Source organism: Tenacibaculum xiamenense (assembly GCF_964513065.1).
Classification (GTDB): Bacteria; Bacteroidota; Bacteroidia; order Flavobacteriales; family Flavobacteriaceae; genus Polaribacter; species Polaribacter xiamenense.
Window position 1 is genome coordinate 271,124 of the sequence record NZ_CAZEQU010000039.1, and the last position, 21,169, is coordinate 292,292.

The following is a 21,169-nucleotide window of genomic DNA, read 5'->3' on the forward strand; positions in this document are numbered from 1 at the left end:
CCTTTGATATATGGCATATTTAGAGTTAAAAAATGTATGTAAATCTTATGGTTCTGGTTCGAACAGAACAGAAGTTTTAAAGGATATAAATTTATCCATTGAAGAAGGAGAGTTTGTGTCTATCGTAGGTTTTACAGGAAGTGGAAAAACAACCTTAGTTAATTTAATAATTGGGCTAGAAAAACCAACAAGCGGAGAAATCTTGTTTAAAGGAAAGCCTATCGATGGAACTAGTCATGAAAGAGGAATTATTTTTCAGAACTACTCGTTGTTACCTTGGTTAAATGTTGAGCAAAATGTATTGATGGGTGTAAAGGAAACTTTTCCAAAGGAATCTGCTCAGGTGCAAAAATCAATGGTTGCTGATTATTTAAATCTGGTAGGATTGACTATGGCCGCGAATAAGTTTCCAAGAGAACTTTCTGGAGGAATGAAACAACGTGTAGCAATAGCTCGCACATTAGCTATGAGTCCCGAAATGATTGTCATGGATGAGCCTATGGGAGCTTTGGATGCCTTAACAAGAGGAAAACTTCAAGATGAAATATTAAAAATATGGGAAAATAATAAACAAACAGTTCTTTTAATAACAAACGATGTTGATGAAGGAATTTATATGTCTGATAGAATAATTCCGTTAACTCCTGGACCTAATGCAACGTTAGGACCAGAATATAAAATTTACTTGGATCGTCCAAGAGATAAAACTGAACTTAATGATGATTGGAATTATCAAGAAACTCGAAATACTGTAATGCAGTATTTAATAGCAATAGGTAAAGGGAGAAAGAAATCTTTGGGAAAAGTATATAGCCTACCTGATGTATTGCCAAAAATTTAGATGTTTAACTACTAAAACAAAAAGAAAATGGAACTGCATGAATTACAAGAAGTAAAGAAATTGAAATCAAAAGCTCTTTATACATATAAAGAGGTGCTACTAGATTTAAAGAATATAAAGAAGGCTTATCAAACTTCAAAAGTGGAATATATAGTTTTGGAGAATTTAAATTTGCAAATATTTAAGGAGGAATTTGTAACAATTATAGGGCACTCTGGATGTGGTAAAACCACTTTGCTCTCAATGATAGCGGGTTTAAATGACGTAACTGAAGGCACAATTTCATTATTGGGGAAACCTATTCAAGGTCCAGGACCAGATAGAGGCGTTATATTTCAGTCACCAAGTTTAATGCCTTGGATGACTGCCTTAGAAAATGTAATGTTAGGTGTTGATAGAGTATTTGCTCATGTAACACAATCACAACGTAAAGAAATAGCTATGTATTATTTACATAAAGTAGGGTTAGATGGGGCTTTTCATAAAAAAGCAAAAGAGTTATCACAAGGCATGCAACAGCGTGTTGGAATAGCGAGAGCATTTGCAATAAAGCCAAAAGTTTTGTTATTAGATGAGCCTTTTGGAATGCTGGATTCATTAACACGAGGAGAACTACAAGATGTCTTAATAGATATTTGGAGTAAAGAAAAAATTACCGCTGTTATGATTACTCATAACGTTGATGAAGCCATATTTTTAGCTGATCGGGTTGTGATGATGACAAGTGGTCCAAAAGCAAAAATTGGAAATGTTTTACCTATTGATTTTGGAAGACCTAGAAAACGACAAGAAATTTTAAATCACGAAGATTATTATCAATACAGAAAGGAACTTTTAAACTTTTTGGAACATTAAAAAGATGAAGAATTACGTTAGCACCTTTATTTTAATCACAAAAAAGAACACAACATAAGTTATGTTCTTTTTACCCTAGCTAATCAAAAAAACTTACTATTTCAATTTTCCCTGAAATTATGCAATGCTACTACCAACTATAATTTTTTTTCTTAGCTTGTTTTTTAATGGAATTGATAATAACACTTTCTAATTCATTCTTTTTAGAATTTTCCCTTTGTTTTTTAGCTACGTAAGCATTCCTTTTCTTGTTTAGTTCTTGAATTTTTTGTTGAATAGCATCTCTTTCATTTTTTTTCTTTTGAACATAGTTCTTAATTTCTTCTGATGATTTATTCTTAAGATGATCAGGTAATTGTTCTTTTTTTAGTTTTTTAAATGAGAAATCTTTTTTGTCTGAAGCATCTACTAAATCCCAAGAGGAGTTCTTGTATAGCTTTGAGCTTTTAGTAACTGCTCTTTTAACAGCAACAACTTCATCCAAAGCTTCGGCATTGCTATCTTGAAGTGCTTGTTTTTCATATTTAGCTCTTCCAATACTTCCATAAAATAAATAAGTCTTGTTTAGCTTTTTATTTAAGATGATAATATCGTTGTCATAAGGAGTTACAATATGAACAATATTCTTGTTATGATTTATGGTCATATAATCACCACCTCCATAATATGCACCTTCTTGCCAACTACCAGAAATTCCTTGGTTATAATCTCCACAGAAAATGGTATTGATTACAATGTCTTTTTCTTTAGCATCCGAAATAGCATCTTTAAAATGTATTTTTCCTTGAGTGAATGGTTCGTTACCAGCGATAAATATTAACTTTAAGTCATTTTTATTTTTACCCCATTCTAATTCTTTAATAGAAGTGAAAATAACCTCACCACAATATTCACTTCCTCCATTTGTTTTAAGAGCAAAAAGGCGTTCAGAAATATCATCCAAATCACTTGTAAACGAAGTTACTTGTCTAATAAATCCATTTTTAGACGGTAAACCATCATTCCCATATTCATAAAGAGCAATCTTTAAGTTTGGGGTTTCTCCATGGCATTTAGCATATGAAAGTTCATTTACAATTTCCCATAATTGTGCTTTGGCTTGATTAATAAGTCCATCCATACTATTACTTGTGTCAAGTAGTAGGGCAACTTTAATTGTTTGTTGTTTATTGTTTTCAAAACTATTTTTCTGGTTGGCATGACTATTCTTTCCTAAAAAAAGTATGCATAATGTTACAAAGGTTATGGTGATTCTTTTCATTATTTTATATTTTTAAATTAAACTTTTATATAGTTTGGAGTTGAATTATTTTATTTCAAAGATGACATGGATGCTTGAGGTTAGTTTGATGTTTTCAAACTGAACTTGATCCTTTTTAAAACTTCTAGATTTTGAAAAATCAGATTCGTACATTTTAGAATTACTTACATAATTAATTTGAGCAAAATCGTTAAGCTGATGTTCTATTTCATTTACACGTAAAGGCTTTCCTGTTTTAGCATTAATAGCATTTAGTAAATAATTAGACTTTTCTTTTGCCGCTTTTATTGCGTTTATTCTGTTTTTCTTTTTAAATTCTGCGAGTTTCGAATGTGTTGCCTTTACGATTGAAGATCTTGTTATTTTCAATTTTTTAAAAACCTTAAAGACCTTTTTAATTTTTTCCGAAGATTTGACCTGTAAAGAATACTTCCCCGTAGATAGAATTTCTTTGCTCCACCAACCTGTTTTTGATAAGACTGAATTGATATCAGAAATAAATAAATTTTCAGTAGGAATATTAATCGCTTGGAGTTCTTTCTTTAATTCGGATTCCAGTTGTTCTAAGGTGAGTTTCTTTCCTTTTTCCATTCTTTCCTCTAAAAAAATATCGATGTAAATTTCATCAGGACTTATTTCCATTTCTGATTTTCCAATCACATCAATTTGTGCTTTATCGTTAAGAGATTGTTGGGCAAAAGATATAGTTGAAATTAGTAAAGCTATGGTGATATAAAAGTTTTTCATTTTTTCATTTTTTTGCCGAGAAGAACCAACTTATTTCTGTGGCATTATCTCGATTAATTATGAAGTAAAATTAGAAGCAACTTTCTTCAAATAAAATTCAGAATGAGTGAAATGCATCTTTTACTTAGTATGCGAGTCAGTTTTTTGAGTAATCAAGGAAAAATTAACGGTGAAAAACTCTTCAATAGAGAAAGTCAATTTTTTTTATTCATTTTTTGATAATAAGTTTACACTTAAAAGAAAATATCAATGATGTTGAGATATGTATTTATAATATGCCTTTTTATAGTGTCCTCAACTTTAAAAGCACAAGATGAAATAGCTGTTAAGTTTTCGGTTAAAGTTAAAGTATTAGATAAAGAAACAAGAAAACCAATAGAGAATGCGGACGTTACAGTAGCTGGGATTCAATATAGTTATTCGACAATAGATGAATATTACAAAGTTCAGGCTAGATATAATGACGAATTAATAGTGCGTCATTTTGATTTTGAAACCGTGTATTATACAATTAAAGGGAATGATGAAATTGTAATACAGGTTGAGAAAGAAGATAAACAGAAAACATTTAGTAAGATATCTGATAAAATATCTAAAAGCTCACGTTCTTTTAAAAAGATAAGGTTCAAAAGTTATTTTAGTGAATATATCGATTCAGCAAAAGTATTTAAAGAGAAAGATATTGATAAAAGTTTATCTTTTGTAGAAAAAACATTTAAAGAAGATTTAACTCAAGGAAGAAAAGCAGAAGCCTTTAAAGTAATGGGAGACATCTATTTTTACTGGAGACAATATGATTTAGCTTCTCAGAATTACGATACTTCTTTAAAACAAAAAGACAATGTTACTGTTCGTTTGTTATTGGCAAAATCACAATTTTTATCAAAAAAGTATAAAGAAAGTGAGCAAAGTTATAATAGATCAAAGAAAGGTAAACTCTCAAATTTTGAACGAATGACTTTGTTCGAAGGTTTAGGAGATGTATTGCAAGCAATGAAGGATTGGTCGAAAGCGAAAACTAACTACGAAACAGCTTTAAATATTGCAGAAAAACAAGGGAATAAATCTAAAATAACTGACTTAAACTCGAAGCTAGCGGAGGTGTTTGCTAAATCTGGGCAAGTTGCGAAGGCAGATGTGTTATACCAAAACTCGTTACAACTTGCAAACCAAGAGAATGTAAAGAGGTCATTGGAACAAGAGGAGAAAGTAGCGGATTATTTGAATTCATCACAACGTTATGATGAGGAAATACAGTTAAGAAAAGAAAGTTTAAAAAAGGCGGAAGAGATAACAACTGATGAGGTCGATGCGGTGGGGATTTCAATAAATGCAAATAAAGCAATAGACAATGAAACCTTAGTAGACTCAATAACTTCTCAGAAAATTAATTATAAAATAGGAAATGCTTATCTCTTAAAAGAAGAATATGAGGAGGCCATTCCTTTCTTGGAGAAGAGTATTAGTGATGCCGATAAGAAATCAGATTTAATTGTTAAGAAAGATGCAACTAGGAAGTTATCAGAAGTCTATGCAACCGTGGGTGATTTTACGAAAGCACTTAAAAATTATCAAGATTATGTGAACTTGGTAGATACTTTGTATGCGAAAAGAGAACAAGAAATTCAGCAAGTAAAACGATTCAGTAAACGTATTTCTGATAATCAAAATAGAATTGCGAGTTTAGAGAAAGATAAAGAGCTAGCCGATAGTAAAATAGATTTGGCTTACAAAGATCAACAATTGGCTCAAGAGAGTAACAAACGTCAGGAAATTGTTATTTATTCATTAATAGCTGGAATGGTACTAATTTCTTTACTCATGTATTTTATGTACCGTAACATTAGGCAGCAGAAATTGGCAAATAATCTCTTAGCACTGAAATCTATGCGCTCTCAAATGAATCCTCATTTTATTTTTAATGCATTGAATTCGGTAAATAGTTTTATAGCTGTTAACGATGAACGAAGTGCTAATAGATACTTATCTGAATTCTCGGTATTAATGCGTTCGGTTTTGGAAAATTCTGATGAAGACTTTATTCCTTTGTCCAAGGAAGCAGAATTATTGCAGCTATATGTGAAACTCGAACATAATAGATTTCAAGATAAATTTGAGTATGAAATAAATATTGATGAAAAAATTCCTTTAGATACCTATATTATTCCTCCAATGTTATTACAACCTTATATTGAAAATGCCATTTGGCATGGGTTGAGGTATAAAAAAGAAAAAGGATATTTAAGGATTTTAATGGAGCAAAAAGAAAATGATATCGTACAAGTGATTATTGAAGATAATGGTATTGGAAGAAAGAAATCCATGGAAATGAAAACAAAAAATCAATTAAAACAGAAGTCGAAAGGAATGAGTACCATCAAAAAAAGGGTTGGTATTTTGAATGATATGTATCAAGATAAAATTGAAGTAAGAGTGACCGATGCATATGAGAATGGAGAGGGAACCAAAGTAGAATTATTATTAAAAAAAATTAAACTATGAACATAAATGCAATTATTGTTGAAGATGAAGCCATAAGTAGAGACATTCTAAGAAATTATATAAAAAAGTATTGCCCTAACGTAACTGTTATAGGAGAAGCTGGAGATATTGAAGAGGGCTATAAGTTGATACAAGAACACAATCCAGATTTAGTTTTTCTTGATGTTGAGATGCCTTATGGAAATGCTTTTGATTTATTGGAGAAAATTGAAGACAGAACCTTTGAAACTATTTTTGTAACGGCATATGATCATTATGCAATTGAAGCTTTAAACAATCAAGCTTCTTACTATCTTTTAAAACCTATTTCAATAGATGATTTAATAGTTGCCGTAAATCATGTTACACAAATAAAGGAGAAAGAAACACAATTAGAGAATACGGTTTTAACACCAAAGGAAGTTAAGTCAGGAAAAATAACGATTCCTACTCAAGATGGTTTTGAAGTTATTGATGTAAATGATATTTTTTATTGTAAAGCGGATGATAATTATACTGAAATCTATTTGGAGAATACTAAAAAATTGGTGAGTAAAACCTTAAAATACATTGAAGAAACTTTAAAAGAATACTCTTTCGCTAGAATACATAAATCTTATTTGGTAAATGTAAATGCAGTAGTAAAATACAAAAAAGGAAAAGGTGGTAGTGTGGTATTGAGTAATGGAAAAGAACTATCAATTTCTTCAACTAAAAAAGCGAATTTACTGTCTTATTTTAAGTAGTTTTAAAGTGAGAAATAAGGTTGACAGAAAAGTCTTGTATAATTAAAACTATACGGGTCGTTTTTTTAAATAAAAAGTAGCATCTTACTAACTGATAACTGATAACTGATAACTGATAACTGATAACTGATAACTGATAACTGATAATTGATAACTGATATATGAAAATAATAAAACCTGTAAATGGAAAGCATCCTCAAATTCCAGAAGATTGTTATGTAGCGGAGAATGCTACGATTGTAGGCGATGTAAAATTAGGAAAAGAGTGTAGTGTTTGGTTTAATGCCGTAATTCGTGGAGATGTTCACTATATACATATCGGAAATAAAGTAAATGTACAAGATGGTGCTGTTATACATGCCACTTATCAAAAATCACCGACTACCATTGGTAATAATGTTTCAATAGGACATAATGCTATCGTTCACGGATGTACTATTCATGATAATGTTTTAGTAGGTATGGGTAGCATTATTATGGACGATTGTATTATAGAGTCAAATTCAATTATTGCTGCAGGAGCTGTTTTAACTAAAAATACACACGTTGAAAGTGGTAGTATCTATGCTGGTGTTCCAGCTAAAAAAGTAAAGGATATTTCACAGGAGCTAATTTCAGGAGAAATTAATCGTATAGCTAATAATTATGTGAAATACTCCAGTTGGTTTGAAGAATAAATAACCAAATTATATTAATCCCCCAAAATGAAAAAAAAAAGAATCAAACTTAACCATGAATTAACTACGAAATTTAAAAAATCCTTCACTTATAAGAATAAACATAAACCTAGAGGAATTGGAATCGAATGTGAAATTCCAATCGTTACTATCGACGGAAATGCCGCTCCATATTCAATTATAAAAAATATGTTTTTTTATCTTGAAAAAGAGGGCTTCAAACTTGTTACAGACAAACAGGGTAAAGAAGTAGAATCTGCCATAATTATCAATAACGATAGTTTTGAAAAATTCAATTGTTTTTATGATTCCGTTACTACTGATGTAGGTTATAGTATCATAGAGCTTGTTTTGGCTCCGCAAACTGATTTAATCAAGCTGGAGCATTACTTATCAGAGCTCTTAAACTTGTTAAAAGGGTACTTTAAAATGCACAATTGTTTAATGTTAGGATACGGAATTCAACCATTAGGTGACCCTTCATTAAGTTTAATGATGCCGAAGGAGAGATATTTTTTCTTCAATAAATTTTCATCAAATAATATTGTTCCAGAAAATAAAGGATCTGATGCATGCCTTTTAACAATAACGGCATCGAATCAATGTCATGTTGAAATAGAAGAAGAAAAAACAATTTTAGCTATAAATACCTTAAATGCCTTGTCTGGTTTGCAAATAGCACTTTGTGCTAATTCTCCTATATGGCTAGGTAAGGTGGAAAAAGGTGTTAAGGCAAATCGTGAGGATTTATGGAAGCATTGCTTTCCAAACCGAAAAGAACAAATTGGGATACCTCCTAAATTCAAAGATGAAGTCGATTACATTGAGTACCTATTGAATTTTAAACCCTTTTTAATCGAAAGGGAAGGGCATTTTTATAAAATTTTAAATAAAGAAACATATGCCGAATATTTGGAAGGAGAAGAGCCTTGTTTTGTCGAATCTTTGAATGGAGATATTATAAAAATAAAACCTGAAATTGAAGATGTTAACCAGATGTTTTCTTGCACTTGGTTTAATACTAGGTTAGTCCCCAAACATGGAACTATTGAAAGTAGAATGTGCTGTCAGCAACCTCCTTCTGAAACCTTATCAACGACTGCCCTTACTTTAGGTTTAATTGAAAATTTAGAAGTAGCTAAAAGTTTTGAAAGGCGATATCCTTTAAGTTTTTGGAAGGAGTTACGAGTAAATGCTATTAAAAATTCAATGCGCATTTTTATTGGACGCATAAGCATCGTTCCTTTAATAAAAGAATTGCTAGATATAGCTAAAGACGGTTTGTTAAAGAGAAATATGAATGAAGAACGGTTTTTAACTCCTCTATATCATAGACTTGAAAAACGAGAATCACCAGCTGATATTGCCATTGAAATTTTTGAAGAACAAGGAATCGATGCTTTCCTAAAAGAGTTGTCTTTCTAAATGAATAAATTAAACATGATTAAAACAAGTATAGACAATAAGTTTCCTTGTAAGAATATTGATATTCATGAATTTGTGAAATTAGAAAGGATCCCTGAAAAAACTTATGAAAGAATATTAAATTATTTCGAATCAAAGTATCATTTCAAAAATGGAGAAAAGATGCAACTAGGGAACTATTATGTAAAACTAGATAAAAGATTTTCAGATAGTTTTGTAGCATTTATAAAGGAAGTTCTTAAAGGTAAATACGAGAATATTTCTTCTATTGAGGGATTTAAACCATCAATAGAAACTCTTATTGATATTGAAGCAAAAGGAGACTTTACTTTTGGGAGTTTTGATATGGCCGTAACAGAAAAAGGATTGCAAAATATAGAGTTTCAAGCGGTAGCTACCTATCCAATAAGTGCAGCTAAAATGAATACAATGGTACTAAACTCTATATCAGATTCTAATGCATTTGTTTTCGCTGAAAATATGAATACCAATTGGGATGATTTTATAAAATTCTATAACAAAATATTTCAGGTAGAGGGAAGTCAAGAGGTAGTATTAGTTGATAGAGAAATTGACAAGCAAAAAACGAAGTTTGAGTTTTTTGCGACCCAAAAAGAATTGAATGTTCCTGTAAAAATAGTCGACATAAAAGAAATTTTGGAGAATAACGATTCTCTTTATTACAAAAACAGAAATGACTTTGTAAAAATAAAAGCTCTTTATAATAGGGTGTTAATTACGGAAGCTCTTTACAAGGATAATTATCCGGAAGATTCAGATAGTTGGAAATTTAGATTTGATAAAAAATATAATGATCTGAAATACCTTAATCATCCTATAAAGCAATTTGAAATCTCTAAGAGGTTGTGCCCTTATATAGAACATGAGTATAATCCTAATTGCTATGAGTTGTCAAATACTAAGCACCTTTTCAAACAGAATGATTTACACTATAAAGATTTCGTTTGGAAGCACAAATGGGGAGCAGCAGGAAATGATTTAATTCTGGAGCCTAACGAGGAGATATTAGAAAGTTTAGAAGAGAAAATATCCAATTATATTGCCCAGGAGAAGATTAAGTATAAAGTTTTTACAACTGATGATCAACTTGATAAAATAGTTGAATTAAGGTTTATGACAGCCGCTTATGGAGAGGAGTTAATTATTGTTCCTATGGCAAGAATAGGTTATGTTGAGAAAACAGATGAAGGAACTCTTAATTATAGAATTCACTTTTCCGATAATAATAAGAAAGGCTATGGTTTTAGCCCAGTTGTTTTATATGATAATATCAACTAGACAAAGCAAAAAAGCTCGGTTTTAAAACCGAGCTTTTACAAAACTAATCCGAGGCTATGAATTCCTCATCTACTACTATTTATCGTCATCATGCTCCATCTTCCTACGCTTTTTACCTTTTTTGTGCATTTTCTTTTTCATTTTATGCATTTTACGATCAGCCATTTTTTCAAATCTATCATACTGTTGAGCGTTTAAAATGCGTTTCATTTCAGCTTTGAAAGCAATTTGTTTATCCAATCTTGCATTCATCATCTTATATCTTTCTTCAGAAGAGGGTTTCTGTTTATTTTTTTTCATTTCTTTCCTCTTCGCTCTCATTGCCTTTCTATCTGCTATTTGTTCGGCTAAAAAAGGTTTTATTTTCTCTTGTTGTGAAGTTGTTAAATCAAGCTTTAATGTCATTTTTTTTACCGCTAGTTCGGTTTGTTGATCAACAGTTAAAGTTTCTTCAAATTTTTCCTTTTTATGTTCCTGAGCTATGATGGCTGAATTGAAACCGAAAGCCACTACTAAAATTGCTACTATTTTTTTCATCTGTAATACGTTATAAATTATAAATACTTTTTTGTTGGGTAATTTTTATTTTTTCCCTAAAAAAGACTTTGTCTTCATCAAATAATTCCTGTTAACAATAAATTACTTTAAATTCTCAAAAGAGAAATTTGTTGTAATCTTTTAAATTTAATTACACTACTTTGACATTGCTAAATCAAAAAGGTTTAAATTTGAAATTAATATTAACATTTTTTTAAGGTCTAGCTAAAAATGTTATGCTCTGATAATTCAGTATTTATGGGGATGAAGGAGTACGAAATACGCCATGGGAAGTTTTAATATTTAAAATAACTCTTGACGAATTACATTTGATAATTGAAAAATTTCAGATGAAAACTAAACCAAAATTTATTTCGTAATGAAGCAATTTTTTAAAGTTCTAATTAAACTAATAATTGTATTATTTGTGGGAGTGTTGGCTTTTTTCTTTTGGGCATCTTCGCCAACATTAGATAAATCCAGTTATGCTCAGCTGTCAAAGAACAAATACGCAGTATCTATCGATAACGATTCAATTTATAGCATTGTAACGTATAATATTGGGTATTTAAGTGGTATGACCAATAACAGAGCTGTATCCAAACCAAAAGAGTTATTCGATAAAAATTTAGAAAAAGTACTAACAGAAATAAAGAAGGTAAATCCTGATATTATTGCTTTTCAGGAAATTGACTATGATGCTTCTCGCTCGTACAATATTGATCAGGAAGAAGAAATTTTAAAGCTAGGCTATCCATATTCAGCAAAAGGAATCAACTGGGATGAAAACTACCTTCCCTTTCCATATTGGCCACCAAATATGCATTTCGGAAAAGTAATTTCGGGGCAATCGATAATTAGTAAATATCCTTTAAAAGATTACGAAAGGATTGTTTTGGAGAGAGTTTCAAATAATCCATTTTATAGGGAAGCATTTTATTTGGATAGGCTTTTGCAAATTGTGAAAGTAGTTATTGAAGGGAAAGAAATTGTTGTGTTGAACGTTCATTTAGAGGCATTTGATAAAGAAACCAGAATAAAGCAATTAGAGAAGGTTGTTAGAATTTTTAAGCACTATGCAGAAACAAATCCAACTATTTTATTGGGAGACTTTAATAGTGATCCAACCTATGAAGATGCTGCTATCAAGAAAATATTTGACTTGCCTAATATTGGGAATGCAGCTTATTCTGAATCGAGCTATGACTTAACATTTGACTCTGAAAAACCTTATGAAAGGTTAGACTATATTTTTTACACAAAAAATACAATTAGGTATGAAAAAGGAAGTGTGTTGAAAAGTTTTGGTCAAGCCTCTGATCATCTGCCTGTTGAAATGCAATTTAAGTTGAAGTAAGAACTTTCAGAAATCCTTTTCGAGAAAAAAACATAAAAAATGTTTGGATATTAAAACTTATTTTTAAAATATTTGCACTCGGAAAAGTTCAAAGACTTATTGACGATGTTATCAAGAAAGGTGGAGGGATTAGACCCGATGAAACCTTAGCAACCCTTTGCTCTATGCAAAGAAGGTGCTAAATTCTACCTAAATATTGCTTTTAACCACAAAGTAAAATAGGATAGATAACCCATGAGAAGATTCAAAATCTTATAAGAATCTCTTAAAATTTCTTAATAACATTTTTCTAGTAAGCAACATCTAAAAAGAGATGTGTTTTGACTTTTGGTTTAATTTAATATTAACTCAAAAACAAGAAAAATGAGTACACAAAAATTCGCAACAAACGCGTTGCACGCAGGACATGATGTAAAACAAACGGGAGGAACTAGAGCAGTGCCTATTTATCAAACAACCTCTTATGTATTTAATGATTCAGATCATGCCGCAAATTTATTTTCATTAAAAGAACTAGGGTTTATTTACACAAGATTAAATAATCCAACTAATCAAATATTACAAGAGCGTTTAGCGGCTTTAGAAGGAGGTATTGGAGCGGTAGTTTTTGCTTCAGGAACGGCTGCTATTTCAACAGGTTTATTAACCTTATTAAAAGCTGGAGATCATATCGTTGCTTCAAGTAGTTTGTATGGAGGTACTTATAATTTATTAAAAGTAACATTACCAAGGTTAGGAATTACAACAACTTTTGTTGATGCTTCGGATCCTGAAAATTTTGGAAAGGCAGTTCAAGAGAATACTAGAGCATTTTTTGTTGAATCTTTAGGGAATCCAAAATTAGATGTGCTTGATTTAAAAGGCATTTCAGCTCATGCAAAGAAAGCACAAGTACCATTTATTGTTGATAATACAGTTGCAACACCAGCATTATTAAATCCAATTGAACACGGAGCAAATATTGTGATTCATTCCTTAACAAAATATATTGGAGGTCAAGGAAATTCTTTAGGAGGTGTAATTGTAGACGCGGGAACTTTTGACTGGTCAAATGGTAAATTCCCTGAGTTTACAGAGCCTTCTGCAGGATATCACGGATTAGTATATCACGAAGCATTAGGAGCCGCATCATATACATTTAAGTTAATCTTAGAAGGATTACGTGATTTCGGAGGAGCCTTAAGTCCTACAAACGCATTCCAAATAATACAGGGGTTAGAAACTTTAGAAGTAAGAATAAAAAAGCATAGTGAAAACGCTTTAGCCTTAGCCAAGTGGTTAGAAGAACAGGAAGAGGTAGCTTGGGTAAATTACCCAGGGTTGGAAAGTAGTAAATACAAATCTTTAGCCGATGAATATTTACCAAAAGGTCAAAGTGGAATTGTTACCTTTGGAGCAAAAGGAGGTTACGAAGCAGCAAAAACTATTGCAGATTCTACACAGCTATTTTCATTATTAGCCAATATTGGAGATACAAAATCTTTAATTATTCACCCAGCAAGTACAACGCATCAACAATTAGCCGATGATGAACAGGAAAGTACTGGAGTTACAAAAGACTTAATACGTTTATCTGTTGGAATTGAGAATGTTGAAGATTTAAAAACAGACCTTAAAGAAGCATTTGCTAAAATATCTGAAGAAACATTAGCGTAACAAATTGTTTTCTAAATACAATCAATGAGTTTAAACAAAAATTTAAATCACGTAACAATTGAAAGTTACGTTACAGAAAGTGGTGCCCAGTTCAGTAATTTACCATTAAGTTATCAGTTGTTTGGTGAAGCACTGGGTACTGCACCTGTAATTTTAATAAATCATGCATTAACTGGAAATAGCGATGTTGCTGGAGAAGATGGTTGGTGGAAAGATTTAATAGGAGAAAATAAAGTAATTGATACAAATGAGTACACCATACTTTGTTTTAATATTCCTGGAAATGGTTATGATGATTTTTTAATTGATGATTATAAAAGTTTTATAGCAAGAGATATTGCAAGGATTTTTTTGTTAGGGTTAGAAAAACTTAAAATTGAAAAGTTATTTGCCCTTATAGGAGGATCATTAGGAGGAGGAATTGCCTGGGAAATGGTAGTCATACAACCAAAAATAACTGAGCACTTAATTCCTGTTGCTACGGATTGGAAATCGACTGATTGGTTAATAGCCAATTGTCAAATTCAAGAATTGTTTTTAACCAATTCAAACAATCCAGTGCATGATGCACGAATTCATGCCATGTTGTGCTACAGAACGCCAGAATCTTTTAAGAAGCGTTTTCAACGAACTAAAAATGAAGAATTACAAATTTTTAATGTTGAAAGTTGGTTATTGCATCATGGAAAAAAGTTACAGGAACGCTATCAGTTAGCTTCCTATAAACTCATGAATCAATTGTTAAAAACCATTGATGTAACAAAAGGTAGAGAAGGACTGAATGTATTAGAAACGATAGAAGCCGATATTCATATCGTTGGAGTAGATTCTGATTTATTTTTTACTGCCGAAGAAAACAGAGAAACACAAAAAGAATTAGCAGCAGTGCATCCAAATGTAACTTATGATGAAATTAATTCAGATCATGGACATGATGCATTTCTAATCGAATACGAACAACTAAAAAAGATTGTTGAACCTATATTCAATAAAAATAGTACGAATAAAAAAATGAAGGTTTTAAAGTTTGGAGGAAAGTCATTATCGAATGATGGAATCCATGATGTAGTGTCTATTATAGAACAAAAAGTTAACGAAGGAGAGAATATAGCAGTGGTAGTTTCTGCAAGAGGAAATGCAACGGATACTCTAGAAAGTATTTTAGAGAAAGCTGCTGAAAATGAAGCATATACTGAGCAGCTTGAAGCCTTTAAAAGAGAGCAAACATTGGTAACTCCATTGATTGACTTCTCTAAAGAGTTTGATCGTTTAGAAAGATTATTCGAAGGTGTAAGTTTGTTGGGCGACTATAGCTCGAAAATTAAAGATGAGGTTTTAGCACAAGGAGAATTGTTGTCTATTAAAACCGTTTCTGAGTTATTAGAGCAAAAGGGAATCAATGCGAATCCAACAGATGCCAGAGTGTTACTAAAGACAGATGAGAACTTTGGAAATGCACAACCGATTAACGAAGTATCAAAAGAAAAGGTAACCAAGTATTTTGAAGCGCATAATGGAAATACCGTTAATGTTGTTACTGGTTTTATCGCATCAACTTTAAATGATGAAACAACAACTTTAGGGAGAAACGGAAGTAACTATACAGCCTCTTTATTAGCGAATTACTTAAATGCGGGAGAATTACAGAATTATACGCACGTTGACGGAATATTTACTGCGAATCCTGATTTAGTAGCAGATGCAAAGAAAATTGAAGAATTATCATTTTCTGAAGCGAATGAGTTAGCCAATTTCGGAGCGAATATTTTACACGCAAAAACAATCATTCCTTTATTAGAAAAAAATATCAATTTAAGAATTCTAAATACATTCAAACCGAATGATAAAGGAACGTTGATTACCTCAAAATCTAGTCAAAAAGGAATCAAGTCGTTATCAATTTTGGATAATGTTGCTCTATTAAATTTCGAAGGAAGAGGATTGTTAGGAAAGGTTGGAGTAGATGCTCGAATCTTTAGAGCTTTGAGTAATCAGGATATTAGTGTAAGTATTATCTCACAAGGTTCTTCTGAAAGAGGAATTGGATTGGTCGTAGATAAAGAAAATGCCGAAAATGCTGTAAAAGCTTTAGAGGTAGAGTTTGAAAATGACTTTTATACGAAAGATGTAAATAAAATCTCTATTCTTGATGACGTTTCTGTAATTTCAATTGTAGGTCAAGATTTAAGTGAGTTCCACCACCCATATAACGCCTTAATTAAAAACCAAATAGTACCGTTACTTTTTAACAATACAATTACAGGTAAAAATGTAAGTTTAATTGTAAAGAAGAGTCAACTTCATAAGGCTTTAAACGTAATTCACGGACAAGTTTTTGGAGTAGCTAAAAAGATTAACATTGCAGTATTTGGGAAAGGTTTAGTTGGAGGAACACTTATTGATCAGATTTTAGACAGTGCTAAAAATATCTTAGAAAGAAAGAAAATACAATTAAATGTATTTGCTATTGCAAATTCAAAGCAAGTATTGTTGTCTACAACTGGAGCAAATGGAGAATGGAGATCAGCACTAGATGCGAGTGAAAAGAACGATACCATTGTTCAGAGTGTGATTGATTATGCAAAAGAGCATCATTTAGAAAACTTAATCGCAGTTGATAATACAGCTAGTTTAGATTTTACAAAGAATTATATTCCTTTAGTAGAGGCAGGTTTCGATTTAGTTTCTTCCAATAAAATAGCCAATACCGTTTCTTATGATTTTTACAAAGAGCTGCGTAAAACATTAGATGCAAATAGCAAGAGTTATTTATATGAGACAAATGTTGGGGCTGGTCTTCCATTAATTGATACTATAAAATTATTACACGATTCAGGTGAAAATATTACTAGAATTAGAGGTGTATTCTCTGGATCATTAAGTTATATATTCAATAGGTTTTCTGCGGATGAGGTTCCGTTTTCAACGGTACTTCAAGAAGCAATTGATAAAGGATTTACTGAGCCAGACCCACGTGAAGACCTTTGTGGAAATGATGTAGCTCGAAAATTATTGATTTTAGCTCGTGAGTTAGATTTAGAAAATGAATTTGAAGATATCAAGATTGAAAACCTTATTCCAGAAGCATATAGAGATATTACTGCGGATGAATTTTTATCAGACTTGACTAAGTTGAATCCATTCTTCCAAGAGGCAAAAGAGAAGCAAGAAGAAGGTCATGTTTTAAGATATATTGGAGATTTACATGGAGATTTGCAACAAACAAAAGGTCAGTTAGATGTAAAATTAGTATCTGTTCCTCAAAACTCACCACTAGGAAGTTTAAAAGGTTCTGATGCAATTTTTGAAATTTACACAGAATCTTATGGAGAACAACCAATTGTTATCCAAGGTGCAGGAGCAGGAGCACAGGTAACAGCGAGAGGAGTTTTTGGAGATATTTTACGACTGGCCAAGAGCGGTAATTAAGACCTAATGATAAACGACAATCGAAATTATAAATAAAATAATGTTTAAACTTTTACTGAATTCAGTAAAAGTTTAAACGCGTTTATAAACAAGCTTATAAAGACTAATACGATACAAAAAACCTAAAAAATAAGATGAGCAAAAATTTTGAAACAAAAGCAATACGAACTCAGACAGAAAGAACCCAGTTCTCTGAGCATTCTGTTCCTTTATATCTAACATCTAGTTTTACATTTGATGATGCTGAAGATATGAGAGCTTCTTTTGCTGAAGAAAAAGAAAAAAATTTATACAGTAGATTTTCCAATCCGAATACAACAGAGTTTGTAAATAAAATAGTGGACATGGAAGGTGCTGAAGCGGGTTATGCTTTTGCTACGGGAATGGCAGCTGTTTTTTCAACTTTTGCAGCGCTTTTAAATTCAGGAGATCATATTGTTTCATCTCGTTCGGTTTTTGGATCAACGCACAGCTTGTTTACAAAATATTTTCCAAAGTGGAATATCGAAACAAGTTATTTCAAAGTAAATGAGCCTGAGAAAATAGAAAGTCTAATTCAACCTAATACGAAGATATTGTATGCAGAAACACCAACGAATCCTGCTGTTGATATTATAGATTTAGAATTGTTAGGTGAAATAGCTAAGAAGCATAATCTTCTATTAGTAATAGATAACTGCTTTGCTACACCTTATTTACAAAACCCAATTAAGTACGGAGCTGATTTGGTAATCCACTCTGCTACTAAGTTAATTGATGGGCAAGGAAGAGTACTTGGTGGAGTAACTGTAGGTAAGTCTGATCTTATTAGAGAGATTTATTTGTTCTCTAGAAATACAGGGCCAGCGATGTCTCCATTTAATGCTTGGGTATTATCTAAGAGTTTAGAAACGCTTTCAATACGTGTTGAGAAACATTGCGAAAACGCTTTGAAAGTAGCGGAGTTTTTAGAAGGACATGATCAAGTGAATTTTGTGAAATATCCTTTCTTAAAATCACATCCACAGTATGAAGTAGCTAAGAAACAGATGCGTTTAGGCGGAAATATTGTGGCTTTCGAAGTTAAAGGAGGAATAGAAGCAGGTAGAGCATTTTTAAACAGAATCAAAATGTGTTCATTATCGGCAAACCTTGGAGATACAAGAACTATTGCAACGCATCCAGCATCTACAACACATAGTAAGTTAAGTGAGGCTGACAGATTAGAAGTTGGAATTACTGATGGATTAGTACGCTGTTCTATTGGTTTAGAGAACGTAGAAGACATCATTGAAGATTTAAATCAGGCCTTAAACGGATAGATTTGAGTTTTATATAGAATAATTAAAGCAAGCCAAAAGGCTTGCTTTTTTGTTTTTCAACGTGTGGTGTAATCAATTATTATCAGCGAAGACGAAAGTGTCTTGTTCAACTATTTTAAGGTTGTTATAGCTTTTTAATAGAATACTAGCAATAAAGGCTGGTCTTGCGTATTGGAAATAATCTAGGTACAATAAGTTAGTAAAGTAACCATATGAATTTGGAGTTAGATGTTGCATCATTTCATCACCTAAAACTCTATTAGCACTTTTTGAATATTCCCAAACCGCTGTGATAGGAGTTAGTGTCCATGAAAGCAAAAATAAATCACAAGGGACTTGAGAATTGTTATCACATTTTCCGTTAAATTTTTTCAAATCCGTTAACTGTCCATTGATCATTTTATTTAAATCGGTTGTATCTGAGTATTCATCATAAACGGTTAAATCTCCTTTTTCGGGAGTTTTCGAATCCCAATCTCTATAAACCCAATAGCCAGTCTCTGGATAATTAATGGCCCAATCACCATCAACGACAATTAATATTTTACCACCTGAATTTAAATAAGTTCCCATGGTAATATCTGCTAATCTATTAACGCCTTTTGGCAACTCTTTGAATAGCCATGGACCTAAATATTTATTAATATCATTTCTCATTTTTGAATAACTACTTTCAGAGAAGTTGTCGAAATGCGAGAATTTCAAAATAGAAAGCTCTTTATGCCCCTCATCATAAAACTGTTTAATACTTTCTAAGACGCTTTTAAGCTTAGGGCCATAAACGATACCATGCCTTATGTTTAGATTTCCATCGAGTCTTAAATCAAAGTATCTAGCTCCAGAGCTTAGTTGTTCATAAAGATTTAAGTCTTGTGTTCTTCCTGCTAGCCCTCCTGCATACATTCCAGTATCATGAGTAGCTGGAAAGACCATTTTTTTTAGAGGTAAATTAGAAATGAATGGAAGTAAATTTCCAATAAAATTAGCTGTATCCATTAGCCTACTATTCGAATACCATAATTTATATAAACTACCTTCATGAACTTGTATTGAAGTGTTTCCATCAAATGAAGTGTCCGTTTTAGGGGTACTACCTGAGTCAAAATTAGAAGAGCTGCCCCAGCTTATTTCTGTTTCATTTATACGTCCAGCTAGCTGCCAAAGACCTGTTAACCCTTCTGATTCATGTACTTCAATAACATCTCCATTATCAGTAATTCCGATACTAGGTTTTACTCCACTTTGATATTTATGACTACTTCCCCATTTAATACTGTTGCCATCAATTTGTCCAACTCGGTAATATAAACTGGCATAAGTTTGTGATTTATGAACTTCAACAACAATTCCGTTATTGTTAATACTTACAGAAGGGGTTACACCACTGTCGTACTTATGACTATTTCCCCATTTTATTTTAGTACCATCAATTTTACCTACACGATAATATAAATCATTGTAAGATTGAGATTTATGTACCTCTACAACAGTTCCATTGTTGTTAATTGCAACGGATGGTTGTTTTCCTGAATCGTAGCTATGATCACTTCCCCAATCGATAGAACTTCCATTCAAATTTCCTACTTTGTAGTACATCGTATTTGTAAATACATTACTAGTTTCGTGAACTTCCACAACGGTATTACCATCATTGATAGCAATCGAAGGATTGTATCCATTGCTGTAACTTTTACTGTTACCCCAATTAACTGTTGCTCCATTAACTGTTCCAATGTGATACCACATTTTTGATGAAGCCTCAGAGTTATGAACCTCTACAGCTTTTAAAGCATTTGTTGCGACATCACAGTTTCTCCCACTATCATAATTTTCCGCTAATCCAAATTGAATTGTTTTCATGTTAAAAATATTAAGTTTAGTAAAAAAGTAGTTGTAAGTCTTTTTTCAGGATTTCAAGCATATTTACAGAATAAATTTAGGCGAAAGTGTTCTGAAAAAATATATCATTCTATTTCACGAATGAATGCAATGAGTCATGCAGGAATAGGTCGTATCTATATAGATTAAGGCAGAAGGAGTTATTGCAGGTTTAAAATTAATCCTTAAACGGATAAGATGTAAGTTTTAGAAAGAATAATTAAAGCAAGCCAAAAGGGCTTGCTTTATTATTTTAATTGCTTTGGGGTACACGTTCTAACTTAATTTCAGTATCATTAATTTTTACCGCGAAATAAATACCTAAATCGTGGTTTAGTTTTAGAGTTTCACTTTTACAAAATCCAAATTGTTTATACTCCACGACAAATAATTTTAGATGCTCTTTATCAACAATTTCATAAGTACCTGTCGATTGAGAAAAACAGTCATTGCCACATTGAGCAGAATAATAGCATGAAAAAGCACCATTCTTTTCAAAATAAATACGATGTCCTTCTGAACCTTTGTTATTATCAATTTGAGTTAAGATAAAGCTATCGGTATCATTTAAATTTTGTCCAATTATTTTATCAATGCTCCAATGGTCCTTAACTAAATCTTGGGCGAACGAAAAACTAGATATAGAAATTAATATTAATATGGCAAATAGTCTTTTCAT

General features: G+C 31.7%; 16 protein-coding genes and 1 riboswitch. Of the genes, 11 read left to right on the plus strand and 5 right to left on the minus strand.

The genetic code is table 11. The features are described 5' to 3' along the window. Positions 1–10: 10 nt before the first annotated feature. Together ACKTTV_RS18940 and ACKTTV_RS18945 are read left to right on the plus strand one after the other, a co-directional pair. Positions 11–841: an ABC transporter ATP-binding protein gene (locus tag ACKTTV_RS18940; protein ID WP_408032449.1), complete on the plus strand. Its 831-nt coding sequence runs from the start codon at positions 11–13 to the stop codon at positions 839–841. 27 nt (positions 842–868) lie between these two features. Beyond that, the gene (locus ACKTTV_RS18945) at positions 869–1,696 is read left to right on the plus strand and encodes an ABC transporter ATP-binding protein (RefSeq protein WP_408032450.1); all 828 of its coding nucleotides are present in this window, start codon (positions 869–871) and stop codon (positions 1,694–1,696) included. A 130-nt stretch (positions 1,697–1,826) separates the two neighbouring features. On the opposite strand, the gene ACKTTV_RS18950 is transcribed toward ACKTTV_RS18945, so the two are convergent. Both ACKTTV_RS18950 and ACKTTV_RS18955 read right to left on the minus strand, forming a co-directional pair. Then, the gene (locus tag ACKTTV_RS18950) at positions 1,827–2,957 is read right to left on the minus strand and encodes a vWA domain-containing protein (protein WP_408032451.1); all 1,131 of its coding nucleotides are present in this window, start codon (positions 2,955–2,957) and stop codon (positions 1,827–1,829) included. A gap of 45 nt (positions 2,958–3,002) precedes the next feature. Next, positions 3,003–3,704 carry an SIMPL domain-containing protein gene (locus tag ACKTTV_RS18955; protein WP_408032452.1) on the minus strand — a complete coding sequence of 234 codons (702 nt, stop codon included), beginning with the start codon at positions 3,702–3,704 and terminating at the stop codon, positions 3,003–3,005. A 249-nt stretch (positions 3,705–3,953) separates the two neighbouring features. Here ACKTTV_RS18955 and ACKTTV_RS18960 point away from each other — a divergent pair, with 249 nt between their 5' ends. The 5 genes from ACKTTV_RS18960 (at position 3,954) to ACKTTV_RS18980 (ending at position 10,332) form a co-directional block, all read left to right on the plus strand. Beyond that, positions 3,954–6,206 (plus strand): tetratricopeptide repeat-containing sensor histidine kinase, encoded by a 2,253-nt coding sequence (locus ACKTTV_RS18960; RefSeq protein WP_408032453.1) that lies wholly within the window; start codon positions 3,954–3,956, stop codon positions 6,204–6,206. After that, positions 6,203–6,931, plus strand: coding sequence for a LytR/AlgR family response regulator transcription factor (locus ACKTTV_RS18965; protein ID WP_408032454.1), 729 nt, complete (start codon positions 6,203–6,205; stop codon positions 6,929–6,931). Before ACKTTV_RS18960 ends, ACKTTV_RS18965 begins: the two co-directional genes overlap by 4 nt. A gap of 161 nt (positions 6,932–7,092) precedes the next feature. Beyond that, a complete protein-coding gene (locus ACKTTV_RS18970; protein WP_408032455.1) occupies positions 7,093–7,608 on the plus strand; it encodes a gamma carbonic anhydrase family protein in 516 nt (171 codons plus the stop codon). A 27-nt stretch (positions 7,609–7,635) separates the two neighbouring features. Then, positions 7,636–9,033, plus strand: coding sequence for a glutamate-cysteine ligase family protein (locus ACKTTV_RS18975; protein WP_408032456.1), 1,398 nt, complete (start codon positions 7,636–7,638; stop codon positions 9,031–9,033). Further along, positions 9,034–10,332, plus strand: coding sequence for a hypothetical protein (locus tag ACKTTV_RS18980; protein ID WP_408032457.1), 1,299 nt, complete (start codon positions 9,034–9,036; stop codon positions 10,330–10,332). It begins immediately after the preceding gene. Positions 10,333–10,407: 75 nt separating this feature from the next. Here ACKTTV_RS18980 and ACKTTV_RS18985 read toward each other — a convergent pair whose 3' ends face one another. Beyond that, entirely contained in the window at positions 10,408–10,869 is a 462-nt protein-coding gene (locus tag ACKTTV_RS18985) for a hypothetical protein (RefSeq protein ID WP_408032458.1), read from the minus strand. A gap of 379 nt (positions 10,870–11,248) precedes the next feature. On the opposite strand from ACKTTV_RS18985, the gene ACKTTV_RS18990 reads away from it, so the two are divergent. From ACKTTV_RS18990 to ACKTTV_RS19005, 4 genes are all read left to right on the plus strand, one after another. Continuing rightward, the gene (locus tag ACKTTV_RS18990) at positions 11,249–12,226 is read left to right on the plus strand and encodes an endonuclease/exonuclease/phosphatase family protein (protein WP_408032459.1); all 978 of its coding nucleotides are present in this window, start codon (positions 11,249–11,251) and stop codon (positions 12,224–12,226) included. 105 nt (positions 12,227–12,331) lie between these two features. Next, positions 12,332–12,460: riboswitch (SAM riboswitch) on the plus strand. 129 nt (positions 12,461–12,589) lie between these two features. Then, positions 12,590–13,882: an O-acetylhomoserine aminocarboxypropyltransferase/cysteine synthase family protein gene (locus ACKTTV_RS18995; protein WP_408032460.1), complete on the plus strand. Its 1,293-nt coding sequence runs from the start codon at positions 12,590–12,592 to the stop codon at positions 13,880–13,882. Between the two features lie 24 nt (positions 13,883–13,906). Then, positions 13,907–17,311 carry a bifunctional aspartate kinase/homoserine dehydrogenase I gene (gene thrA, locus ACKTTV_RS19000; RefSeq protein WP_408032461.1) on the plus strand — a complete coding sequence of 1,135 codons (3,405 nt, stop codon included), beginning with the start codon at positions 13,907–13,909 and terminating at the stop codon, positions 17,309–17,311. Positions 17,312–17,445: 134 nt separating this feature from the next. Next, a complete protein-coding gene (locus ACKTTV_RS19005; protein ID WP_408032462.1) occupies positions 17,446–18,612 on the plus strand; it encodes a trans-sulfuration enzyme family protein in 1,167 nt (388 codons plus the stop codon). 72 nt (positions 18,613–18,684) lie between these two features. On the opposite strand, the gene ACKTTV_RS19010 is transcribed toward ACKTTV_RS19005, so the two are convergent. Both ACKTTV_RS19010 and ACKTTV_RS19015 read right to left on the minus strand, forming a co-directional pair. After that, positions 18,685–20,472 carry a PI-PLC domain-containing protein gene (locus ACKTTV_RS19010; protein WP_408032463.1) on the minus strand — a complete coding sequence of 596 codons (1,788 nt, stop codon included), beginning with the start codon at positions 20,470–20,472 and terminating at the stop codon, positions 18,685–18,687. Positions 20,473–20,743: 271 nt separating this feature from the next. Further along, positions 20,744–21,169 carry a hypothetical protein gene (locus ACKTTV_RS19015; RefSeq protein WP_408032464.1) on the minus strand — a complete coding sequence of 142 codons (426 nt, stop codon included), beginning with the start codon at positions 21,167–21,169 and terminating at the stop codon, positions 20,744–20,746.

What these genes read in the sequence shown, in the direction of transcription:
- ACKTTV_RS18940 (WP_408032449.1), top strand. Translation starts at nt 11, where the DNA reads ATGGCATATTTAGAGTTAAAAAATGTATGTAAATCTTATGGTTCTGGT.
- ACKTTV_RS18945 (WP_408032450.1), top strand. Translation starts at nt 869, where the DNA reads ATGGAACTGCATGAATTACAAGAAGTAAAGAAATTGAAATCAAAAGCT.
- ACKTTV_RS18950 (WP_408032451.1), bottom strand. Translation starts at nt 2,957, where the DNA reads ATGAAAAGAATCACCATAACCTTTGTAACATTATGCATACTTTTTTTA.
- ACKTTV_RS18955 (WP_408032452.1), bottom strand. Translation starts at nt 3,704, where the DNA reads ATGAAAAACTTTTATATCACCATAGCTTTACTAATTTCAACTATATCT.
- ACKTTV_RS18960 (WP_408032453.1), top strand. Translation starts at nt 3,954, where the DNA reads ATGATGTTGAGATATGTATTTATAATATGCCTTTTTATAGTGTCCTCA.
- ACKTTV_RS18965 (WP_408032454.1), top strand. Translation starts at nt 6,203, where the DNA reads ATGAACATAAATGCAATTATTGTTGAAGATGAAGCCATAAGTAGAGAC.
- ACKTTV_RS18970 (WP_408032455.1), top strand. Translation starts at nt 7,093, where the DNA reads ATGAAAATAATAAAACCTGTAAATGGAAAGCATCCTCAAATTCCAGAA.
- ACKTTV_RS18975 (WP_408032456.1), top strand. Translation starts at nt 7,636, where the DNA reads ATGAAAAAAAAAAGAATCAAACTTAACCATGAATTAACTACGAAATTT.
- ACKTTV_RS18980 (WP_408032457.1), top strand. Translation starts at nt 9,034, where the DNA reads ATGAATAAATTAAACATGATTAAAACAAGTATAGACAATAAGTTTCCT.
- ACKTTV_RS18985 (WP_408032458.1), bottom strand. Translation starts at nt 10,869, where the DNA reads ATGAAAAAAATAGTAGCAATTTTAGTAGTGGCTTTCGGTTTCAATTCA.
- ACKTTV_RS18990 (WP_408032459.1), top strand. Translation starts at nt 11,249, where the DNA reads ATGAAGCAATTTTTTAAAGTTCTAATTAAACTAATAATTGTATTATTT.
- ACKTTV_RS18995 (WP_408032460.1), top strand. Translation starts at nt 12,590, where the DNA reads ATGAGTACACAAAAATTCGCAACAAACGCGTTGCACGCAGGACATGAT.
- thrA (WP_408032461.1), top strand. Translation starts at nt 13,907, where the DNA reads ATGAGTTTAAACAAAAATTTAAATCACGTAACAATTGAAAGTTACGTT.
- ACKTTV_RS19005 (WP_408032462.1), top strand. Translation starts at nt 17,446, where the DNA reads ATGAGCAAAAATTTTGAAACAAAAGCAATACGAACTCAGACAGAAAGA.
- ACKTTV_RS19010 (WP_408032463.1), bottom strand. Translation starts at nt 20,472, where the DNA reads ATGAAAACAATTCAATTTGGATTAGCGGAAAATTATGATAGTGGGAGA.
- ACKTTV_RS19015 (WP_408032464.1), bottom strand. Translation starts at nt 21,169, where the DNA reads ATGAAAAGACTATTTGCCATATTAATATTAATTTCTATATCTAGTTTT.